Here is a 20,028-nt window from a genome sequence, read left to right on the forward strand (position 1 = left end):
GCGCTTCCCGAAATCCGGGGAGCGGTCATCGTTTGCGGCTATAATTCAAGGCTTTGCAAGCGTTTACAAGATTTCAGTAGGGATTGGGAGTAGGAAAGGATCATGCCGATCTACGCTTATCGTTGCGGGTCATGCGGCTTCGGGAAGGACGTGCTCCAGAAGATGAGCGACCCCCAGTTGACGCAGTGTCCCGAGTGCGGAAAAGACACTTTTAGCAAGCAGCTCACCGCCGCCGGCTTCCAGCTGAAGGGCTCGGGCTGGTACGTGACCGATTTCCGCGGCGGCAGCGGCGGCACGAGCGCGCCGGCCACCTCGGAAGCGAAGTCCGAAGCGGCGCCGGCAGCCACCGCGGACGCAGCTCCGGCCGCGCCTGCGACCCCCGCCGCCGCGGCTCCCGCCGCGAGCCCGAGCGGATCCGGCAGCGCCTAGTGGGACAGCCGCCCCGTGCGGGTGGCGCATCGACCGCGTGTCGGGCTTCGGCCCGCGCGGCTTTCTGGCGGTACACATGACGACGAAAAAAACGACGCTCAAATCGGTGTTTCTGACTGGCCTGCTGGTGCTGGTGCCTCTGGCCATCACACTGTGGGTGCTCGGTCTGATCATCGGCACGATGGACCAGACGCTGTTGCTGCTGCCCACCTCGTGGCAGCCGGAACGCGCGATCGGCTATCGCCTGCCCGGCCTCGGCGCGGTGCTCACGCTCGCGTTCATCTTTGTCGTCGGGTTGTTGACGCAAAACTTCATTGGGCAGAAGCTCGTGAAGTGGTGGGAACTGCTGGTCGCGCACATTCCGGTGGTCGGCCCGCTGTACACCAGCGTCAAGCAGGTATCCGACACGCTGCTGTCGAGCAGCGGCAACGCGTTTCGCAAGGCGTTGCTGATCGAGTACCCGCGCCGCGGTTCCTATACGATCGCGTTTCTGACCGGCGTGCCGGGCGGCGACGTGGTCAACCACCTGAAGGAAGACTTCGTCAGCGTCTACGTGCCGACCACGCCGAATCCGACGTCCGGCTTCTTCCTGATGGTGCCGAAAAGCGAAGTGATCGAGCTCGACATGACCGTCGACGCTGCGCTCAAGTACATCGTCTCGATGGGCGTCGTGGCGCCGTCCGCGCCGCCGCCGGCGCCGGTGCGCCGTACCACCGTCGAGCCTCCGCTGTAATGCCGGCGCGCACCGTTTCATGCAGGTTCACCTGCGGCGCGCCGTTCAACCAATGCAAAACGAAAGACAAACATCATGTCGATGAGATCTGAATACTGCGGTCTGGTGACCGAAGAACTGCTGGGCCAATCCGTCTCGCTGTGTGGCTGGGTAAGCCGCCGCCGCGACCATGGCGGCGTCATCTTCATCGACCTGCGCGATCGCGAAGGGCTCGTTCAGGTCGTCTGCGATCCGGATCGCGCGGACATGTTCAAGGTCGCCGAAGGCGTGCGCAACGAGTTCTGCGTGCAGATCAAGGGCGTCGTGCGCAGCCGTCCGGAAGGCACGACCAACGCGTCGCTGAAGAGCGGCAAGATCGAAGTGCTGTGCCACGAGCTGATCGTGCTGAACGCGTCGATCACGCCGCCGTTCCAGCTCGACGACGACAACCTGTCGGAAACCACGCGCCTCACGCATCGCGTGCTCGATCTGCGCCGTCCGCAGATGCAGCACAACCTGCGTCTGCGCTATCGCGTCGCGATCGAAGTGCGCAAGTACCTCGACGAGCAGGGCTTCATCGACATCGAAACGCCGATGCTGACCAAGAGCACGCCGGAAGGCGCGCGCGACTATCTCGTGCCGTCGCGTACCAACCCGGGCCAGTTCTTCGCGCTGCCGCAGTCGCCGCAGCTGTTCAAGCAGCTGCTGATGGTCGCGAACTTCGACCGTTACTACCAGATCGTCAAGTGTTTCCGCGACGAAGACCTGCGCGCCGACCGTCAGCCGGAATTCACGCAGATCGACTGCGAAACCTCGTTCCTGTCGGAACAGGAAATCCGCGATCTGTTCGAAGCGATGATCCGTCACGTGTTCAAGACGACCATCGGCGTCGAACTGGCCGAGAAATTCCCGGTCATGCTGTATTCGGAAGCGATGCGCCGTTTCGGTTCGGACAAGCCGGACCTGCGCGTGAAGCTCGAATTCACGGATCTGACGGACGCGATGCGCGACGTCGACTTCAAGGTGTTCAGCACGCCGGCCAACACGAAAGACGGTCGCGTCGCGGCGCTGCGCGTGCCGAAGGGCGGCGAGCTGTCGCGTGGCGATATCGACAGCTACACGGAATTCGTGCGCATCTACGGCGCGAAGGGCCTCGCATGGATCAAGGTCAACGAAGCGGCGAAGGGCCGTGACGGTCTGCAAAGCCCGATCGTCAAGAACCTGCACGACGAAGCGCTGAAGGCGATCATCGAGCGCACCGGCGCACAAGACGGCGACATCATTTTCTTCGCGGCGGATCGCGCGAAGGTCGTCAACGACAGCCTCGGCGCGCTGCGCCTGAAGATCGGTCATTCGGAATTCGGCAAGGCCAACGGTCTGGTCGAATCCGGCTGGAAGCCGCTGTGGGTGATCGACTTCCCGATGTTCGAGTACGACGAGGAAGACAACCGCTACGTCGCCGCGCACCACCCGTTCACGAGCCCGAAGGACGAGCACCTCGAGTATCTCGAAACGGACCCGGCGCGCTGCCTCGCGAAGGCTTACGACATGGTGCTGAACGGCTGGGAAATCGGCGGCGGCTCGGTGCGTATCCATCGTGAAGAAGTGCAGAGCAAGGTGTTCCGCGCGCTGAAGATCAACGCGGAAGAAGCGCAGGCCAAGTTCGGCTTCCTGCTCGACGCGCTGCAATACGGCGCGCCGCCGCACGGCGGTATCGCGTTCGGTCTGGACCGCATCGTCACGATGATGGCCGGCGCCGATTCGATCCGCGACGTGATCGCGTTCCCGAAGACGCAGCGCGCGCAGTGTCTGCTTACGCAGGCGCCGAGCGAAGTCGACGAGCGCCAGTTGCGCGAACTGCACATCCGTCTGCGCACGCCGGAACCGAAGGCGTAAAGCCCGCGGTCGCTTCGTGCGACCAGCGAGCGGTCGGTATCAGCGGTCGCGCATCAGGCCAACCGGCCCGCGACCGCAAAAAAGCCACACAGGTGCAACGAAAAGGCGCTGAGGGAAACCACCTCAGCGCCTTTTTCGTTTTTTGCGTTACAGTGAGGCCACCGCTTTCCAACCCCTTTCGACCGTCATCCGACATGTACCGCGCGCATCGTCGCGCCTAGTTTCCAGCCATGCCGAAACCGCCGAAAATTCCGCAGTCCGTCCTCGTCGTCATCCATACGCCCGCGCTCGATGTGCTGCTGCTCGAGCGCGCCGATCATGCCGGTTTCTGGCAGTCGGTGACGGGCTCGAAGGACCGGCTCGACGAGCCGCTCGCCGACACGGCGGTGCGTGAAGTCGGCGAGGAAACCGGCATCATGATCGGCGGCGCGCTGGTGCCGCACAGCGCGCTGTTCGACTGGCAGTACGCGATCGACTACGAAATCTACCCGGAATTCCGCCATCGCTACGAAGCGGGCGTGATCCGCAACACCGAGCACTGGTTCAGCCTGCAGGTGCCCGAGCGCATCGACGTGACGCTCGCGCCACGCGAACACACCGCGTTTCTGTGGCTGCCGCACGAGGAGGCGGCGTCGCGCTGCTTCTCGGCATCGAATGCCGATGCGATCCTGCAGCTGCCGCGCCGGCTCGCCGCGCGTTCCACCGATCCGCAGGCCGGCCCGCTGGCCGGGGAGCGTGGCCAGTGAGCGCAGGCGGCGGTCGTTTCGCGCGACTGCGGCACACGCTGCTCGGCCGCCGTTACTGGCAGCGCTACCGCTTCACCAGTAACAACGAGGTCAAGCTGCTGCGCTCCGGCGACGAATTCTTCGACGCGCTGATCGAGCGCATCGATGCCGCCGCGCAAAGCGTCGCGCTCGAAACCTACATCTTCTGCGACGATGAATCGGGCCTGGCGGTTAACGAGGCCTTGCTGCGCGCGGCCGCGCGCGGCGTGCGGGTACGCGTGATCACCGACGGCATCGGCACCGCGCGCCTGAAGATGTTCGAGCAATGGCCGGATGCCGGCATCGAACATCGCATCTACAACCCGCATCTGTTCGGCCGCTTCGGCTTTTCGCGCACGCACCGCAAGCTCGCGGTGATCGATGGCGAGATCGCGTATTGCGGCGGCATCAACATCGTCGACGACTACGAGAACAACGGCGAGAAGCTGCCGTACCGCCGTTGGGACTTCGCGGTCGAGCTGCGCGGCCCGGTGGTCGCCGACGTGCGCGATGCGATCGACGTGCAATGGCGGCGGATTCGCGTCGGCCATCGGCCGCTCGAATCGATGAAGCCGGACCTGACGCCGCACGATACCGCGTCGCTCGGCAGCCTGCGGCGGCGCAGACGGCGCCGCAACGAGGAGCTGTGGGCGCGCGGCGAGCCGTGCGTGGCGTTCGTTGCGCGCGACAACCTGATCAACCGTCGCGCGATCGAAAAGGCCTACCTCGCCGCGATCGGCCAGGCGCGCCACGAAATCCTGCTCGCCAATCCGTACTTCATGCCGGGGCGCAAGCTGCGTCGCGCGCTCGTGTACGCGGCGCGGCGCGGCGTGGTGGTGAAGCTGATCATCGGGCGCAAGGAGTTCAAGGCGCTCGATTACGCGGTGCCGTTCCTCTACAACGCGCTGCTGCGCGCGGGCGTGAAGATCGCCGAGTATGAGAAGACGCTGCTGCACGGCAAGGTCGCGGTGGTCGATTCGAACTGGGGCACCGTCGGTTCGTCGAATCTCGATGCGTTGAGCCTGATGCTCAACAACGAGGCGAACGTGGTGCTGGTCCACGATCCGGCCATCGCCGGATTGCGCGAAGCGATCCTTGGCGCGTTCGCGGACGCGCGCCCGATCGATGAAGCGCACTACGAATCGCGCCCGGCCCGCGTGCGCGCGCTGAGCTGGATCGCGTACCTGAGCTATCGTCTCGCGATGAAACTGCTGACGGTCGGCGGCTACGACTAGGCTTCGCGAAAGTCCGGCGCCGACTACATCATGTCGGTGTAATCACGGCAAGCGTCGACTATCGGCGAGCCGTAGCGAACGTAAGAAGAAAGAGAACACGTGCGCGCTGATCGGCAACCCTTCAATCAAGACAAACGCCTCTAAAAATCTGATTGATCTGATTGACGAAAGCCGCAAAATTAGAGTCCCGGTTAGACACCGGTTTCTAATAAAGTCCTTGTTTAGCGGACGGTCGCCCTGAATAATAGTACGGCCGTTCGATTTTAATTTCGGCACATTAGAACGGTAAAAAAGCTATGCGAAAAGGCGAACAAACGCGAGTCGCGATTCTCGATGCAGCACTCGATCTGGCAAGCCGTGACGGACTGGAAGGTCTGACCATCGGTTTGCTCGCCGAGCGTATGCAGATGAGCAAGAGCGGTGTGTTTGCGCATTTCGGGTCGCGCGAGGATCTGCAGGTCGAGGTCGTGCGCGAATATCACCACCGCTTCGAAGAAGAGGTGTTTTTCCCGAGTCTGCGCGAACCGCGAGGTCTGCCGCGCCTGCGCGCGATGATTTCCCGCTGGATCGAGAAGCGCATTCAGGAAGTCACGACGGGATGCATCTACATCAGCGGTGCCGTCGAATACGACGATCGCGCGGACAGCCAGGTGCGCGAGCAACTGGTGGCGAGCGTGACGATGTGGCGTGCGGCACTCACGCGCGCGATTTCGCAGGCGATGGAAGAAGGCCATCTGCGGGCCGATACCGATCCGCAGCTGATGCTCTTCGAACTGTATAGCGTCACGCTTGGTCTGCATCATGACGCGCGCTTCCTGCATCTGCCGGATGCGGTGCGTCTGACGTGGGCCTCGCTGGAAAAACTGATTAACTCGTATCAGAGCGAAAGCCGTTAGCGGCGTCGCCGGAATTCACCGGAAACGCGCCGCGCAGAAGGTCCGTCCACGGACCCGGCCAACGGCCTGGCTTTTAGTCAATCTTGGGAGAGAGTCATGGGACAGTACGCCGCGCCGCTGCGCGACATGCAATTCGTGTTGCACGAACTGCTTAACGTCGAAGCCGAACTCCGGCAAATGCCGAAGCACGCGGATCTCGATGCCGACACGATCAACGCGGTACTCGAGGAAGCCGGCAAGTTCTGCTCCGAAGTGCTGTTCCCGCTCAATCACAGCGGCGATCAGGAAGGCTGCACGTACGCCGGCGACGGTGTCGTGACCACGCCGAAGGGCTTCAAGGAAGCCTATCAACAATACGTCGAAGCCGGCTGGCCGGCGCTTGGCTGCGATCCGGAATACGGCGGCCAGGGGCTGCCCGCGTTCGTCAACAACGCGCTCTATGAAATGCTGAACTCGGCGAATCAGGCCTGGACGATGTATCCGGGTCTGTCGCACGGCGCGTACGAATGCCTGCACGCGCACGGCACGCCGGAATTGCAGCAACGCTATCTGCCGAAACTCGTCGCCGGCATCTGGACCGGCACGATGTGTCTGACCGAGCCGCATTGCGGCACCGACCTCGGCATTCTGCGCACCAAGGCCGAGCCGAACGGCGACGGTTCGTACGCGATCAGCGGCACCAAGATCTTTATCTCGAGCGGCGAGCACGATCTGTCGGAGAACATCGTGCACCTCGTGCTCGCGCGTCTGCCGGATGCGCCGAAGGGCACCAAGGGCATTTCGCTGTTCATCGTGCCGAAGTTCGTGCCGAACGAAGCGGGCGAGCCCGGCGAGCGCAACGGCGTGAAGTGCGGCTCGATCGAGCACAAGATGGGCATCCATGGCAACGCGACCTGCGTGATCAATCTCGACAACGCGAAGGGCTGGCTCGTCGGCGAGCCGAACAAAGGCCTGAACGCGATGTTCGTGATGATGAACGCGGCGCGTCTCGGCGTCGGCATGCAGAGCCTCGGGCTCACCGAAGTCGCGTATCAGAACTCGCTCACCTACGCGAAAGAGCGTCTGCAGATGCGCTCGCTGACCGGCCCGAAGGCGCCGGAGAAAGCCGCCGATCCGATCATCGTGCATCCGGACGTGCGTCGCATGCTGCTCACGCAGAAGGCCTACGCCGAAGCCGGCCGCGCGTTCTCGTACTGGTCGGCGCTGCACATCGACAAAGAGCTGTCGCACGCGGACGAAGCCGAGCGCAAGGAAGCCGCCGACCTCGTCGCGCTGCTCACGCCGATCCTGAAGGCGTTCCTGTCGGACAACGCGTTCGAAGGCACCAATCACGCGATGCAGATTTACGGCGGCCACGGCTTCATCGCCGAATGGGGCATGGAGCAGTACGTGCGCGACGCGCGCATCAACATGATCTACGAAGGCACCAACGGCATCCAGTCGCTCGACCTGCTCGGCCGCAAGGTGCTCGGCGACATGGGCGCGAAGATGAAGAAGTTCGGCAAGCTGGTGGCCCAGTTCGTCGAGGCCGAAGGCATCAAGCCGGAAATGCAGGAGTTCGTGAACCCGCTCGCCGACATCGGTGAAAAGGTGCAGAAGCTGACGATGGAAATCGGCATGAAGGCAATGCAGAACCCGGACGAAGTCGGCGCCGCGGCCGTGCCGTATCTGCGCACCGTTGGCCACCTGGTGTTCTCGTACTTCTGGGCGCGCATGGCACGCGTCGCGCTGGACAAGGAAGCATCGGGCGATCCGTTCTACAAGTCGAAGCTCGCCACCGCGCGCTTCTACTTCGCGAAGCTGCTGCCCGAAACGGCGATGACGATCCGCCAGGCGCGCGCCGGTTCGAAGCCGATGATGGACGTCGAAGAAGCGTTGTTCTAACGCCGATCCCTCACGCGAGGCGCCGCATGAATCGCACGACGAAGTGCACGACAGTGCGCCGCCTCGCTCCCGCCACACCTCGCGCGAAGCCCGCCTGACGCTTCGCGCCACCGCATCACTCTCCGGAGAAACGACGTGAGCAATCTGATCATTCGCAAGGTAGCCGTGCTCGGCGCCGGCGTGATGGGCGCGCAGATCGCCGCGCACCTGATCAACGCCAAGGTGCCCGTGCTGCTGTTCGACCTGCCGGCAAAAGAAGGCCCGAAGAACGCGATCGCGCTGAAGGCGATCGAGAATCTGAAGAAGCTGTCGCCGGCGCCGTTCGGCGTGAAGGACGACGCGCAATACATCCAGCCCGCGAACTACGACGACGACATCGAAAAGCTCGCCGAATGCGACGTCGTGATCGAAGCGATCGCCGAGCGGATGGACTGGAAGCACGACCTCTACAAGAAGGTCGCGCCGCACATCGGCCCGAACGCGATCTTCGCGACCAACACGTCGGGTCTGTCGATTACCGCACTGTCCGAAGGTTTCGCCGACGAACTGAAGGCGCGTTTCTGCGGCGTGCACTTCTTCAATCCGCCGCGCTACATGCATCTGGTCGAACTGATCCCGACCGCGACGACGCGCCCGGAAATTCTCGACCAGCTCGAAACGTTCCTGACCAGCGTGGTCGGCAAGGGCGTCGTGCGCGCGAAAGACACGCCGAACTTCATCGCCAACCGCGTCGGTATTTTCTCGATCCTCGCGGTGATTACCGAAGCCGCGAAGTTCGGTCTGCGTTTCGACGAAGTGGACGACCTGACCGGTTCGCGTCTCGGCCGCGCGAAGTCGGCGACGTTCCGCACCGCCGACGTGGTCGGTCTCGACACGATGGCGCACGTGATCAAGACGATGCAGGACACGCTGCCGGACGATCCGTTCTTCCCGGTCTACGAAACGCCGGCCGTGCTGGCCGAACTGGTGAAGAAGGGCGCGCTCGGCCAGAAGACGGGCGGCGGCTTCTACAAGAAGGAAGGCAAGGCGATCAAGGTACTCGATCCGAAGACGGGCGAGTACATCGACGGCGGCGCGAAGGCGGACGACATCGTCGGTCGTATTCTGAAGCGTCCGGCTGCCGAGCGTCTGAAGCTGCTGCGCGAAACGCAGCATCCGCAGGCGCAGTTCCTGTGGTCGATTTTCCGCGACGTCTATCACTACATCGCGGTGCATCTGGAGTCGATTGCCGACAACGCGCGCGACGTCGACCTCGCGATCCGCTGGGGCTTCGGCTGGAACGAAGGCCCGTTCGAAGGCTGGCAGACGGCCGGCTGGAAGCAGGTCGCCGAATGGGTGCAGGAAGACATCGCGGCGGGCAAGGCGCTCGCCAACGTGCCGCTGCCGTCGTGGGTGCTCGAAGGCACGGTCGCCGAGAAGGGTGGCGTGCACACGGCTGAAGGTTCGTGGTCGCCGGCCGCGAAGCGCGTCGTGCCGCGCTCGTCGCTCGACGTGTATCGCAAGCAGGTGTTCCGCGCGCCGCTCGTCGGCGAAACCGGCGCCGATCCGAAGACCTACGGCAAGACGCTGTTCGAAACCGACGCGGTGCGCGCATGGGTCGACGATCGCGCGGGTGAGAACGACGTGCTGATCGTGTCGTTCAAGAGCAAGATGAACACGATCGGACCGTCGGTGATCGACGGTCTGACGCAGGCGATCGAGCTGGCCGAGAAGGACTACAAGGGGCTGGTGGTGTGGCAGCCTACTTCGCTCAAGCTCGGCACGCCGGGCGGTCCGTTCTCGGCGGGCGCGAACCTCGAAGAGGCGATGCCCGCGTTCATGATGGGCGGCGCGAAGGGCATCGAGCCGTTCGTGAAGAAATTCCAGCAAGGCATGCTGCGCGTGAAGTACGCGAACGTGCCGGTGATCTCGGCGATCTCGGGCATCGCGCTCGGCGGTGGCTGCGAGCTCGCGCTGCATAGCGCGAAGCGCGTCGCGCACATCGAGAGCTATATGGGTCTCGTCGAAGTCGGCGTGGGTCTGGTGCCGGCAGGCGGCGGCCTGAAGGAAGCGGCGCTGCGCGCGGCGGAAGCGGCGAGCCAGGTCGGCGCGACCAACGATCTGCTGAAGTTCGTGCAGAAGTCGTTCGAGAACGCGGCGATGGCGAAGGTCTCGGCCTCCGCGCTCGACGCCCGCTCGATGGGCTACCTGAAGCCGTCGGACACGATCGTCTTCAACGTGTTCGAACTGCTCGACGTCGCGAAGAAGGAAGCGCGCGCGCTTGCCGCGGCGGGCTACCGTGCGCCGTTGCGCGCGGTGCAGGTGCCGGTCGCGGGCCGCTCGGCGATCTCGACGATCAAGGCGTCGCTCGTGAACATGCGCGACGGCCGCTTCATCAGCGACCACGACTTCCTGATCGCGAGCCGCATCGCGGAAGCGGTGTGCGGCGGCGACGTCGAAGCGGGCAGCCTCGTCGACGAAGAATGGCTGCTGCAACTCGAGCGTCGTGCGTTCGTCGATCTGCTCGGCACGCAGAAGACGCAGGAACGGATTATGGGCATGCTGCAGACCGGCAAGCCGGTGCGCAACTAAGCGGCGACCAAAGAAGAGGAACTCGAAATGGCAAAGCAATTGCAGGACGCATATATCGTCGCCGCGAGCCGTACGCCGATCGGCAAGGCGCCGCGCGGCGTGTTCAGGAACACGCGCCCCGATGAGCTGCTGGTGCACGCGATCAAATCAGCGGTCGCGCAAGTGCCGGGTCTCGACACCAGCGTGATCGAAGATGCGATCGTCGGCTGCGCGATTCCGGAAGCGGAGCAGGGCCTGAACGTCGCGCGCATCGGCGCGCTGCTCGCCGGCCTGCCGAACACGGTCGGCGGCGTCACGGTGAACCGCTTCTGCGCGTCGGGTCTGACCGCGCTCGCAATGGCTGCGGACCGCATCCGCGTCGGCGAGGCGGACGCGATGATCGCGGGCGGCTGCGAATCGATGAGCATGGTGCCGATGATGGGCAACAAGCCGTCGCTGTCGCCGCACATCTTCGATCGCAACGAAGACATCGGCATCGCGTACGGCATGGGCCTGACCGCGGAGAAGGTCGCCGAGCGCTGGAAGATCAGCCGCGAAGCGCAGGACGCGTTCTCGGTCGAATCGCACCGTCGCGCGATCGCTGCGCAGCAGGCCGGCGAATTCAACGACGAAATCGCCGCGTACACGCTCACCGAGCGTTTCCCCGATCTCGCGAGCGGCGAAGTCAGCGTGAAGACGCGTGAGGTCAAGCTCGACGAAGGTCCGCGCGCGGAGACGTCGATGGAAGGGCTCGCGAAGCTGCGCGCGGTGTTCGCGAACAAGGGTTCGGTGACGGCCGGTAACAGCTCGCAGACCTCGGACGGCGCGGGCGCGTTGATCGTCGTGTCGGAGAAGATCCTCAAGCAGTTCAACCTGACGCCGCTCGCGCGCTTCGTCAGCTTCGCGGTGCGTGGCGTGCCGCCGGAAATCATGGGCATCGGTCCGAAGGAAGCGATTCCGGCCGCGCTGAAGGCCGCCGGTCTCACGCAGGACGATCTCGACTGGATCGAGTTGAACGAGGCGTTCGCCGCGCAATCGCTGGCGGTGATTCAGGACCTCGGGCTCGACACGTCGAAGATCAACCCGCTCGGCGGCGCGATCGCACTGGGCCACCCGCTCGGTGCGACCGGCGCGATTCGCGCGGCGACCGTCGTGCATGGCCTGCGCCGCCGCAACTATAAGTACGGCATGGTGACGATGTGCGTCGGCACCGGCATGGGCGCGGCGGGCATTATCGAGCGTCTGTAAGCGGGTTCGCGAGGGTCCGCGCGGTATCGTCCGCCATGTTCGTACCGCGACGGACGACGCAACGGTTCGCAGGCCACCCGGCTTGCGAACCGTTTTGACATTCAGCAGGAGCCAAAGGAGATGAACGGGATGACGACGGATATTCTGGTCGAGCGCGCCGACGCGGTGCTGACGATTGCCTTCAACCGGCCCGGCCGGAAGAACGCGATCACCGCCGCGATGTATCAGACGATGGCCGACGCGCTCGTCGAAGCGCAGCGCGACAATTCGGTGCGCGCGATCCTGATTCGCGGTAGCGCGGGTATTTTCAGCGCCGGCAACGATCTCGACGATTTCATGAAGACGCCGCCGGGTGGCGAGAACGCGCCGGTGTTCCAGTTCCTGCGCGCGATCAGTTCGGCGGAAAAGCCGGTCGTCGCGGCGGTTGCGGGGCCGGCGGTCGGCATCGGCACGACGCTGCTGCTGCATTGCGATCTGGTCTACGCGGCCGACACGGCGAGCTTCTCGCTGCCGTTCACGCAACTCGGACTGTGCCCGGAGGCGGCGTCGAGTCTGCTGCTGCAGCGCGTGGCCGGCTATCAGGCGGCAGCCGAAAAGCTGCTGCTCGGCGAGGCGTTCGACGCGGCGGAAGCGTACCGGATGGGTATCGTGAATCGCGTGCTGCCGGCCGGTGAGGTCGAGGCATTCGCGGCGGCGCAGGCGGCCAAACTGGCGGCGTTGCCGGCGTCGTCGCTGCGGGTGACGAAGAAGCTGATGAAGCAGGCGAGCCAGCAGGAACTGCAGACGCAGATGGCCGAGGAGGCGGTGCACTTCGGCAAGATGCTGCTCGCGCCCGAAGCGCGCGAGGCGTTCAAGGCGTTCTTCGAGAAGCGCAAGCCGGATTTCCGGCAGTTCGATTGATGTGCTGAGTGCCGGGTGCTGAGTGCGGGTTCCCGGCAACGCATCACCGAACGATCGACGGCGGCGGTGTCCTGGCGGTTTGACCGCTAGAGGCGCCGCCGCTTTTGTTTTGGCGCAGCGCCTGTGGTTAGACGTTCAGCCACTCAGCCGTTCAGCTTTGCTGCGGCTGCCACGTGTCGTAATCGACGTAGCTGCCTTCGCGGCAGAAGCTCACGAGCCGCACGCCGGCCTCGCGCGCAATCGCGATCGCCAGCGACGACGGCGCCGAAATCGTCGCGACCATCGGTATGTCCACACGCGCGGCCTTGCGCACCAGCTCGTAGCTCGCGCGGCTCGACAGGAACACGAAACCGTCGCGCGTATCGGCGCGAGCGAGCACCAGTTGGCCGATCAGTTTATCGAGCGCGTTATGACGGCCGACGTCCTCGAACGCGTAGCGGATCGCGCCTTGCGCATCGCACCAGGCGGCCGCGTGCAGGCCGCCCGTCAAACGCGTGAGCGCCTGATGCTCGGGCAACGCACGCGCGGCGCGCGCGATCGCATCGGGCGCGAGGCGCTGCAAAAAGCCGGTGTCGGGCACGCGCTGTGGTTTCAGATCGAGCAGATCGATGCTTTCGATTCCGCACACGCCGCAGCCGGTGCGCCCGGCGAGCGCGCGACGCTTTTCCTTCAGCCCGACGAACGCCTGCTGCACGACCTGCAATTGCACCTCGGCATGCGGCAGCTCGCCGTGGTCGTGCAACTCGACCTCGATGTCCTGAATGTCGCTGCCGCGCTCGACGATGCCCTCTGAAATCGCGAAGCCGACCGCGAACGCTTCGAGATCGCGCGGCGTGCACATCATCACCGCGTGCGAGATGCCGTTGAAGACGAGCGCGACCGGCCACTCCTGGCCGACGTGATCGGTGGCGGTTTCGACCGACGCGCCGCGATGGCGGCGCACCTCGAGCTGCACCGCGCCGGCTTGCCCGTCCGGGTCGTGGGCGACGGCGGGGGCGTCGGCGCGACCGCTGCGTGGCCCGTTTTGCTGTTCGTTCAAGCTGCTTCACTCCTCTTCGTGCCGCGCGTTTGGGCATCCGTCCGCCTTGCGCAGCGGGCCGACGTCGCGCGAATAAGGTTCTAAAATACCTCAAGCGACGCCCGCACGCTGTCCGTTAGAGAGAAGGAGCCTGGTCATGGGACTCAACGAAGCACCGCTTCTGTTCGACTTCGAAGTCGCGTCTTCGGAGAATTTCACCTATATCCCGATGTCGGTGCGCTTCAATCTCGACCGCTTCGGACTGCGCATCTCGCTCGTGCAGTGGCAGCAACTGCCGCTCGAAGACCGCAAGCTGCTCGCGCGTTTCCCGGTCGACGAAGACACCCAGATCGAGCCGAATTTCGATCACGCGTTGTTCGAAATGCTGCGCACGCACGCGAACGTCGAGCCGGAGTGGTTCTCGCCTGAAGAATCGCCGGCGTGGCGTCGTACCGACAGTGTGCCGGAGGGTGTCGCGCATCAGGCTGGGCTCGCGGGTCTCGCCGTGCCGAGTGTCGCGCGTTGGGCCGAGCTCGAACCGTTCAAGCGCTATGTGCTCGCGAAGCTGTCGCGCAAGCCGGAAGCGAACCACGACTTCGTCCCGGCGATGAAGGAGTTTGGAGCGGCCGGCTAGGTGCGGCCGGCTAGGTGCGGCCGGCTAGACGCGGCCGGCTAAGCCAAGGTCAGCCACGCGCGTAGCCACCCGCTTGCCATTCTTCACAAAATTTTTCACCGCGACCCTCAACCCGCTCCCGAACGCTGCCGATATCCAAAGGTTGGCGCGTAAAAGAATCGCATCGATGCAGCCACGACGCACCGAAAGCGAACGCGCGCTCCCGCCCTCGGAACGATTGACGTTCGGAATCCATGAATCCTTTCTTATCGAAGCGGCTGCTGATCAATATCGCGGTCGTGGTCGTCGCGGTCGGTGCGAACGCGTTCGTCGCGTACACGCAGATTCGCGGTCAACGCGACGCCGATGCGCGTCTGCGGCACTCGACGAGCGTGCGCCAGAATCTCGATGCGTATCGCGCCGCGCTCGATAATGCGTTTGCCGCGCTGCGCGGTCTGAAGGCGTCGGGCCAGCCGGTCTCGCCCGACGAGGCCGCTTCGATGACGAAACCGCTCGCGAGCCGCGAGCACGCGTTGCGCGACGAACTCGCGAGCGAGCCGCACATGGCCGGCGCGCTCGCGAGACTCAGCGCGGCACGGCACGCGTTGCAGAACGACATCGACGACACGCTGCAGAAAAACGCGAGCGACATCCCCGCACCCTCCCAGGCACCCGCGCCTGCCAACGTATCCGCCGACGCACCCACCCACATCCAGCTCGACCCCTCCGTCGACCGCTCCCTCGACACCGCCCCCGCTCACCCCCGCCTCGCCGCGGCGCTCGAACGCGTCGGCGTCGCGCTGGCCGCGTTGCGCGCCGAGGAAAACCGCTCGCTGCAGAGCTCGCTCGCGGCCTCGGCGAGCGACAGCCAGCGCGCGATGTTCGTGCTGATCGTGTCGATGCTGACCGGCAGCACGCTGCTGATGCTGACGTTCGGCGCGCGCGAAAACAGCGCGCGGGAAAAGCTGCGTAGCGCCCGCGCCCTGGTGCGCAACGACGAACGCTTTCGCAGCCTGTTCGACGATCATTCGGTGCCGATGTACATCTTCGATCGCGACACGCTGCGCTTTCTCGCCGTCAACGCGGCCGCGATCCAGCAATACGGCTACACGGAAAGCGAATTTCTGAACATGACGATCCGCGCGATCCGGCCGAGCGCCGAGATCGGGCGTCTCGAAACGCATCTGCAACGCAGCGCCGCGCTGCGCCAGGGGCACACGATGGCGGGCATCTGGCGGCATCGGCGCAAGGACGGCTCGATCATCAGCGCGAACGTGTCGTATCACTCGCTCAATTTCGTCGGTTGCGAAGCGCTCTTCGTGATCGCCGACGACGTGACCGACCAGATCAACGCGGAAGCCGAAGCGCTGCGCTCGAACCAGATGCTCGAAGCGGTGATCGACAACATCCCGCAGCGGATCTTCTGGAAGGACCTGAACTCGCGCTACCTCGGCTGCAACATGGCGTTCGCGCGCGACGCGGGGCTAGCCTATCCCGAGCAGGTGGTCGGCAAGAGCGACGCCGAATTGCCGTGGCGCGCGTTCTCCGAACTGCTGACCGAGCACGATCGCGAAGTCGTGAGCACCGGCGTGCCGAAGATGAACTTCGAGGTCGACTTCCTGATCGACGGCACGCATCGCACCACCGTCACGAGCAAGCTACCGTTCACCGACAACGACGGGCAGGTGATCGGCGTGCTCGGCTCGTACACCGACATCACCGAGCGCAAGCGCGCCGATCTCGCGCTGCGCCTGCAAAGCCGCGCGCTCGACGCGAGTGTCAACGCGATCCTGATTACCGCGCCGTCGCCGTCGGGTAATCTGATCGAGTACGTGAACCCGGCGTTCATGCGGATCACCGGCTACGATCCGGCCGAAGTGATCGGCCACGATTGCCGCGTGCTGCAACGCGACGACCGCGATCAGGACGGCGTTGCGCTGATCCGCGCAGCGCTCGCGGCGAATCGCGAGGTCAGCGCGGTGGTGCGCAACTATCGCAAGGACGGCGCGCTGTTCTGGAACCAGCTGTTCATCGCGCCGGTGCCGAATGCCGAGGGCGTGATCACGCATCACATCGGCGTGATCAACGACGTGACCGAGCTGATCCGCTATCAGGAACAGCTCGAATACCAGGCCAACTACGACGAGTTGACCCGCCTGCCGAACCGCAATCTGCTGCGCGACCGGCTCGAACATGCGCTCGTCGTCGCGCAGCGGCATCACAGCGGCGTCGCGGTCGTGTTCCTCGATCTCGACGGCTTCAAGAACGTCAACGACAGCCTCGGCCATAGCGTCGGCGACCGGCTGCTCAGCGTGGTCGCCGAGCGGCTCGCACGCTGCTCGCGCACCAGCGATACGGTCGCGCGCCACGGCGGCGACGAGTTCGTGATCGTGATGACCGACACCGTCGACGAACAATCGCTGATCGCATGGATGGAGCGCGTGCGCGCGTCGATTGCGGAGCCGGTGTGGCTCGACGGCAACGAACTGTATGTCGGCTGCAGCATGGGTGCGAGCCTGTTCCCGCAGGACGGTGAGGATGCCGAAACGCTGATGAAGAAGGCCGACGTCGCGATGTATCGCGCGAAGGACATGGGCCGCAACACGTTCCAGTTCTATCAGCCGGAGATGAACGCGAGCGCGGGCGCGCGCCTGAATCTCGAACGACGCCTGCGCCGCGCGCTGCGCGACAACGAATTCCTGCTGCACTATCAGCCGCAGGTCGATATCGGCAGCGGCCAGATCGTCGGTATCGAGGCGCTGGTGCGCTGGCTGGATCCGGAGGTCGGGCTGGTGCCGCCGTCGTCGTTCATTCCGCTCGCGGAGGAAAGCGGGCTGATCGGGCCGCTGTCCGAGTGGGTGCTGCGCGAGGCATGCCGCCAGAACAAGGCGTGGCAGGATCAGGGGCTGCCGCCCGCGCGCGTGTCGGTGAATCTGTCGGCGCGGGTGTTCCAGCAGCGCGACATCGCGAAGCTCGTGACGCAGGTGCTGGCCGAAACCGGGCTCGAGCCGAAATACCTCGAACTCGAATTGACCGAGAGCACGATCATGCGCAACGCTGAGGAGGCCGTGTCGATGCTCAACGAGCTGCACGCGCTCGGCATCGGTCTCGCAATCGACGACTTCGGCACCGGCTATTCGAGCCTCAGCTATCTGAAGCGCTTCCCGGTCGACCGGCTGAAGATCGACCGCTCGTTCGTGTCGGACATCGGCGTGTCGGGCGACGACGAGACGATCACGTCGGCGATCATCGCGCTCGCGCATTCGTTGAAATTGCAGGTGATCGCCGAGGGCGTCGAGACGTCGGCGCAGCTCGACTTCCTGAAGGAGCGCGCGTGCGACGAGATGCAGGGTTTCTATTTCGCGAAGCCGCTCTCGACGGACGCGATTTCCGAGTTGCTGCACGGCGGCATGGTGCGGGAGCTGGAAACGGCGTAAGCGGGACGCCCGACGCATGATGGGCGAGGCACCTGCTGCAAGTACCGGCTTCGGACAGGCCATGCCGACGCGTCACCCGACAGGGCGCCACGCGGCGCCCTGTTTCACCTCGGCATCGCCACGGCGTGGGTTGAGCGCCGCTTATTCCGGCGGCGTGTCCGCGAACACCGGCAGGCTTTCCGCGAGCGCACCAAACTTCTCCAGCTGCGGATGCGCGGCTCTGCTGACCAGCTCCGGCAGCATCATGTGCGTGAAGCGCCACGCGACGGCAACCGCCACGTCTGCTGCGGTGAACTGTTCCTGGCGGGTGGGCGGCGGCGCGGCGCTCAGTTCGCGTTCGAGTTCGGCGTAAGCGGCGAGCACTTGCGTGCTAACCCGCTCGATCCACGGTTCGTGCTGCTTGTCGGCCGGCCGCAGATTGCGCTCGTAGACGATCTGCACGCTCTTTTCGCTCGCGGCGAGCGCGAGGCCGGTCAGGCGCGCGGCGCGCAACGTCGCGTCGGGCTGGGTGGGAAAGAGCGGCGTGGCGTCGGTGAGCGTCGCCAGATACTGCAGGATCACCGTCGAATCCATCAGGACCGTGCCGTTGTCGGTGACGAACGTCGGCGCCTTGACGACCGGGTTGAGCTTCGCGAACTGGTCGTAGGTGCGGAACACCGAAATCGACTCGTGCGCGAAGTCGAGCTTGAGCAGCTTCATGCAGATGGCGACGCGCCGCACGTAGGGCGAGTCGAGCATTCCAATCAGTTTCATCGCATTTTCCGTTAGAAGAGCTACCAGTGAGCGCCGGCGCCGGCTGGCCGGTTCGTTTCCCGTGCAGGGGCGACGGGCGGCGCCGTACCGATAGACTACGCATTCCGGTCGCGCGAAAAAAGCGACAATTACCGACGAAATACGTCAGAATTTCTAACATGAAGCCGATCCCGCCTCTTACCGCGCTGCGCTGCTTCGAGGCCGTCGCGCGCCTCGGCGGCGTCACGCAGGCTGCGCGCGAGCTGCACATCACGCACTCGGCCGTGAGCCAGCAGATCAAGGTGCTCGAAGGCACGATGGGCGTCGCGCTGTTCGTGCGCGAGTCGCGTGGCTTACGGCTGACCGACGAAGGGCGCCTGTACGCGCTCGACGTACGCATTGCGCTGAGCGAGCTGGCCAGCGCGACGCGCCGTGCGCAGGCGCGTCCGCACGAGGGCGAGCTGGTCGTCGCGACCGTGCCGTCGTTCGCGCAGCACTGGCTCCTGCCACGGCTCGCGCGCTTTCGCGACGCGCATCCGTACTATCGCGTACGCCTCGTGACGAGTTTGCAGGTCGAGGATTTCCGCCAGAGCGGCAGCGACATCGGTATTCGCATGGGGCAGGGGCATTGGCCCGATGTCGCGCAACAGAAACTGTTCGACGACGAGATGGTGGTGGTCGCCGCGCCGCATTTCGCGCTTGGGCCGCATGGGCGCGTGCCGGTCACCGCGGAGGAGGTGCTTGCCTGTCCGTTGATTTCGAGCCCCGACGCGCCGTGGGCCGACTGGTGTCAGGCCGTGCAGGTGGCGCCGCCGCCGGCCGAAGCGGTGGTGTTGTCCGCGAACGATTCGAACGTCGTGATCGGCGCGGCACTGCTCGGTCAAGGGATCGCGCTGGAGAGGCGCAGCCTGGTCGCGCATGCGCTCGCACAGGGTGCGCTGGTGCAGATCACCGGGATTCGCGTGCCGTACCGTTTTTCCTACTGGCTCGTGTGGCAGCAGCGCGAAATGCTCAACGCGCGCCAGGCGCATTTCGCGCAGTGGCTCGAAGCGGAGGTGGACGTTTATTTGCGCGAGAGCGGCAGTGGCAACAGCGGCGGCAGTGGCGGCAAGGCTGGTCGCGGCGAGGCCGGAGCCGCAAGCCGGAGCGCTACATGACCTGTGCACGCATGCGCGGCTGAAGGCGCATTCGGTCCGGTCGTGTGCGCGTTACAAACCAGGCGTTAAACGCGCGTTTCAGCCAGACTCAAACCAGCCTCAAAAGCAAAACGAGGCGCCTGAGCGCCTCGTTTTCATCGTGCGGATGCCGTTGAGCGGGTTAGTCCAGCACTGGCAGCGCGCGCGGACGACGGTCGCTGTCGGTGGCGACGTAGGTGAGGATCGCTTCGGTGACCTTGACGACTTCCTGCGTGAGGCTCATCCGCTGCGCGTAGACCTCGACCGACACCGTCACCGAGGTATTGCCGGTCTTGACGATGTCCGCGTAAAAGCTCAGCAGATCGCCGACAAACACCGGTTGCTTGAACAGAAACGAGTTGACCGCGATGGTCGCGACACGGCCGTTGGCGCGGCGGCTTGCCGGGATCGAGCCGGCAATGTCGACCTGCGCCATGATCCAGCCGCCGAATACGTCGCCGTGGATGTTCGCGTCCGACGGCTGCGGCATCACGCGTAGCGCGCAGGGTTTGGACGGAAGTTGAAGAAGATCGGTCATC

Annotated in this window: 16 protein-coding genes; 13 read left to right on the forward strand and 3 right to left on the reverse strand. The window is 64.8% G+C overall.

Features of this window, described 5'->3' with window-relative positions; genetic code table 11:
• The first annotated feature begins 102 nt into the window (after nucleotides 1–102).
• The 10 genes from HHL14_RS07240 (at nucleotide 103) to HHL14_RS07285 (ending at nucleotide 12,514) form a co-directional block, all read left to right on the forward strand.
• A complete protein-coding gene (locus HHL14_RS07240; RefSeq protein WP_169496913.1) occupies nucleotides 103–429 on the forward strand; it encodes an FmdB family zinc ribbon protein in 327 nt (108 codons plus the stop codon).
• Nucleotides 430–505: 76 nt separating this feature from the next.
• A complete protein-coding gene (locus HHL14_RS07245; RefSeq protein WP_169496914.1) occupies nucleotides 506–1,162 on the forward strand; it encodes a DUF502 domain-containing protein in 657 nt (218 codons plus the stop codon).
• A gap of 75 nt (nucleotides 1,163–1,237) precedes the next feature.
• A complete protein-coding gene (aspS, locus tag HHL14_RS07250; protein ID WP_169496915.1) occupies nucleotides 1,238–3,037 on the forward strand; it encodes an aspartate--tRNA ligase in 1,800 nt (599 codons plus the stop codon).
• Nucleotides 3,038–3,267: 230 nt separating this feature from the next.
• Nucleotides 3,268–3,783, forward strand: a complete 516-nt coding sequence (gene nudB / locus HHL14_RS07255) for a dihydroneopterin triphosphate diphosphatase (RefSeq protein WP_169496916.1) — start codon at nucleotides 3,268–3,270, stop codon at nucleotides 3,781–3,783.
• Entirely contained in the window at nucleotides 3,780–5,036 is a 1,257-nt protein-coding gene (gene clsB / locus HHL14_RS07260) for a cardiolipin synthase ClsB (RefSeq protein WP_169496917.1), read from the forward strand. Before nudB ends, clsB begins: the two co-directional genes overlap by 4 nt.
• A 296-nt stretch (nucleotides 5,037–5,332) precedes the next feature.
• On the forward strand, nucleotides 5,333–5,932 hold the full coding sequence (locus HHL14_RS07265; protein WP_169496918.1) for a TetR/AcrR family transcriptional regulator: 600 nt from the start codon (nucleotides 5,333–5,335) through the stop codon (nucleotides 5,930–5,932).
• A 96-nt stretch (nucleotides 5,933–6,028) separates the two neighbouring features.
• Entirely contained in the window at nucleotides 6,029–7,816 is a 1,788-nt protein-coding gene (locus tag HHL14_RS07270) for an acyl-CoA dehydrogenase C-terminal domain-containing protein (protein WP_169496919.1), read from the forward strand.
• Nucleotides 7,817–7,951: 135 nt separating this feature from the next.
• Nucleotides 7,952–10,387, forward strand: a complete 2,436-nt coding sequence (locus HHL14_RS07275; RefSeq protein WP_169496920.1) for a 3-hydroxyacyl-CoA dehydrogenase/enoyl-CoA hydratase family protein — start codon at nucleotides 7,952–7,954, stop codon at nucleotides 10,385–10,387.
• 27 nt (nucleotides 10,388–10,414) lie between these two features.
• Nucleotides 10,415–11,614, forward strand: a complete 1,200-nt coding sequence (locus HHL14_RS07280) for an acetyl-CoA C-acyltransferase (RefSeq protein ID WP_169496921.1) — start codon at nucleotides 10,415–10,417, stop codon at nucleotides 11,612–11,614.
• 129 nt (nucleotides 11,615–11,743) lie between these two features.
• Entirely contained in the window at nucleotides 11,744–12,514 is a 771-nt protein-coding gene (locus tag HHL14_RS07285; protein WP_169496922.1) for an enoyl-CoA hydratase, read from the forward strand.
• A 151-nt stretch (nucleotides 12,515–12,665) separates the two neighbouring features.
• Here HHL14_RS07285 and fdhD read toward each other — a convergent pair whose 3' ends face one another.
• Nucleotides 12,666–13,553 carry a formate dehydrogenase accessory sulfurtransferase FdhD gene (gene fdhD, locus HHL14_RS07290; RefSeq protein ID WP_206002237.1) on the reverse strand — a complete coding sequence of 296 codons (888 nt, stop codon included), beginning with the start codon at nucleotides 13,551–13,553 and terminating at the stop codon, nucleotides 12,666–12,668.
• A gap of 136 nt (nucleotides 13,554–13,689) precedes the next feature.
• Here fdhD and HHL14_RS07295 point away from each other — a divergent pair, with 136 nt between their 5' ends.
• Entirely contained in the window at nucleotides 13,690–14,166 is a 477-nt protein-coding gene (locus HHL14_RS07295; RefSeq protein ID WP_169496923.1) for a nitrate reductase associated protein, read from the forward strand.
• A gap of 233 nt (nucleotides 14,167–14,399) precedes the next feature.
• Nucleotides 14,400–17,582 (forward strand): sensor domain-containing protein, encoded by a 3,183-nt coding sequence (locus tag HHL14_RS07300; protein WP_169496924.1) that lies wholly within the window; start codon nucleotides 14,400–14,402, stop codon nucleotides 17,580–17,582.
• 141 nt (nucleotides 17,583–17,723) lie between these two features.
• Here HHL14_RS07300 and HHL14_RS07305 read toward each other — a convergent pair whose 3' ends face one another.
• On the reverse strand, nucleotides 17,724–18,335 hold the full coding sequence (locus HHL14_RS07305) for a glutathione S-transferase family protein (protein ID WP_169496925.1): 612 nt from the start codon (nucleotides 18,333–18,335) through the stop codon (nucleotides 17,724–17,726).
• A gap of 158 nt (nucleotides 18,336–18,493) precedes the next feature.
• Between HHL14_RS07305 and HHL14_RS07310 the strand changes: the two genes are divergently transcribed.
• Entirely contained in the window at nucleotides 18,494–19,471 is a 978-nt protein-coding gene (locus HHL14_RS07310) for a LysR substrate-binding domain-containing protein (protein WP_169496926.1), read from the forward strand.
• Nucleotides 19,472–19,631: 160 nt separating this feature from the next.
• On the opposite strand, the gene HHL14_RS07315 is transcribed toward HHL14_RS07310, so the two are convergent.
• Nucleotides 19,632–20,027 carry an acyl-CoA thioesterase gene (locus tag HHL14_RS07315; protein ID WP_169496927.1) on the reverse strand — a complete coding sequence of 132 codons (396 nt, stop codon included), beginning with the start codon at nucleotides 20,025–20,027 and terminating at the stop codon, nucleotides 19,632–19,634.
• Between the last annotated feature and the right edge of the window lies 1 nt (nucleotide 20,028).

It is taken from the genome of Paraburkholderia antibiotica, assembly GCF_012927125.1.
Classification (GTDB): Bacteria; Pseudomonadota; Gammaproteobacteria; order Burkholderiales; family Burkholderiaceae; genus Paraburkholderia; species Paraburkholderia antibiotica.

Coding starts and splice junctions, on each gene's coding strand:
- HHL14_RS07240 (WP_169496913.1), top strand. CDS start 103: ATGCCGATCTACGCTTATCGTTGCGGGTCATGCGGCTTCGGGAAGGAC.
- HHL14_RS07245 (WP_169496914.1), top strand. CDS start 506: ATGACGACGAAAAAAACGACGCTCAAATCGGTGTTTCTGACTGGCCTG.
- aspS (WP_169496915.1), top strand. CDS start 1,238: ATGTCGATGAGATCTGAATACTGCGGTCTGGTGACCGAAGAACTGCTG.
- nudB (WP_169496916.1), top strand. CDS start 3,268: ATGCCGAAACCGCCGAAAATTCCGCAGTCCGTCCTCGTCGTCATCCAT.
- HHL14_RS07265 (WP_169496918.1), top strand. CDS start 5,333: ATGCGAAAAGGCGAACAAACGCGAGTCGCGATTCTCGATGCAGCACTC.
- HHL14_RS07270 (WP_169496919.1), top strand. CDS start 6,029: ATGGGACAGTACGCCGCGCCGCTGCGCGACATGCAATTCGTGTTGCAC.
- HHL14_RS07280 (WP_169496921.1), top strand. CDS start 10,415: ATGGCAAAGCAATTGCAGGACGCATATATCGTCGCCGCGAGCCGTACG.
- HHL14_RS07285 (WP_169496922.1), top strand. CDS start 11,744: ATGACGACGGATATTCTGGTCGAGCGCGCCGACGCGGTGCTGACGATT.
- HHL14_RS07295 (WP_169496923.1), top strand. CDS start 13,690: ATGGGACTCAACGAAGCACCGCTTCTGTTCGACTTCGAAGTCGCGTCT.
- HHL14_RS07300 (WP_169496924.1), top strand. CDS start 14,400: ATGAATCCTTTCTTATCGAAGCGGCTGCTGATCAATATCGCGGTCGTG.
- HHL14_RS07305 (WP_169496925.1), bottom strand. CDS start 18,335: ATGAAACTGATTGGAATGCTCGACTCGCCCTACGTGCGGCGCGTCGCC.
- HHL14_RS07310 (WP_169496926.1), top strand. CDS start 18,494: ATGAAGCCGATCCCGCCTCTTACCGCGCTGCGCTGCTTCGAGGCCGTC.
- HHL14_RS07315 (WP_169496927.1), bottom strand. CDS start 20,027: ATGACCGATCTTCTTCAACTTCCGTCCAAACCCTGCGCGCTACGCGTG.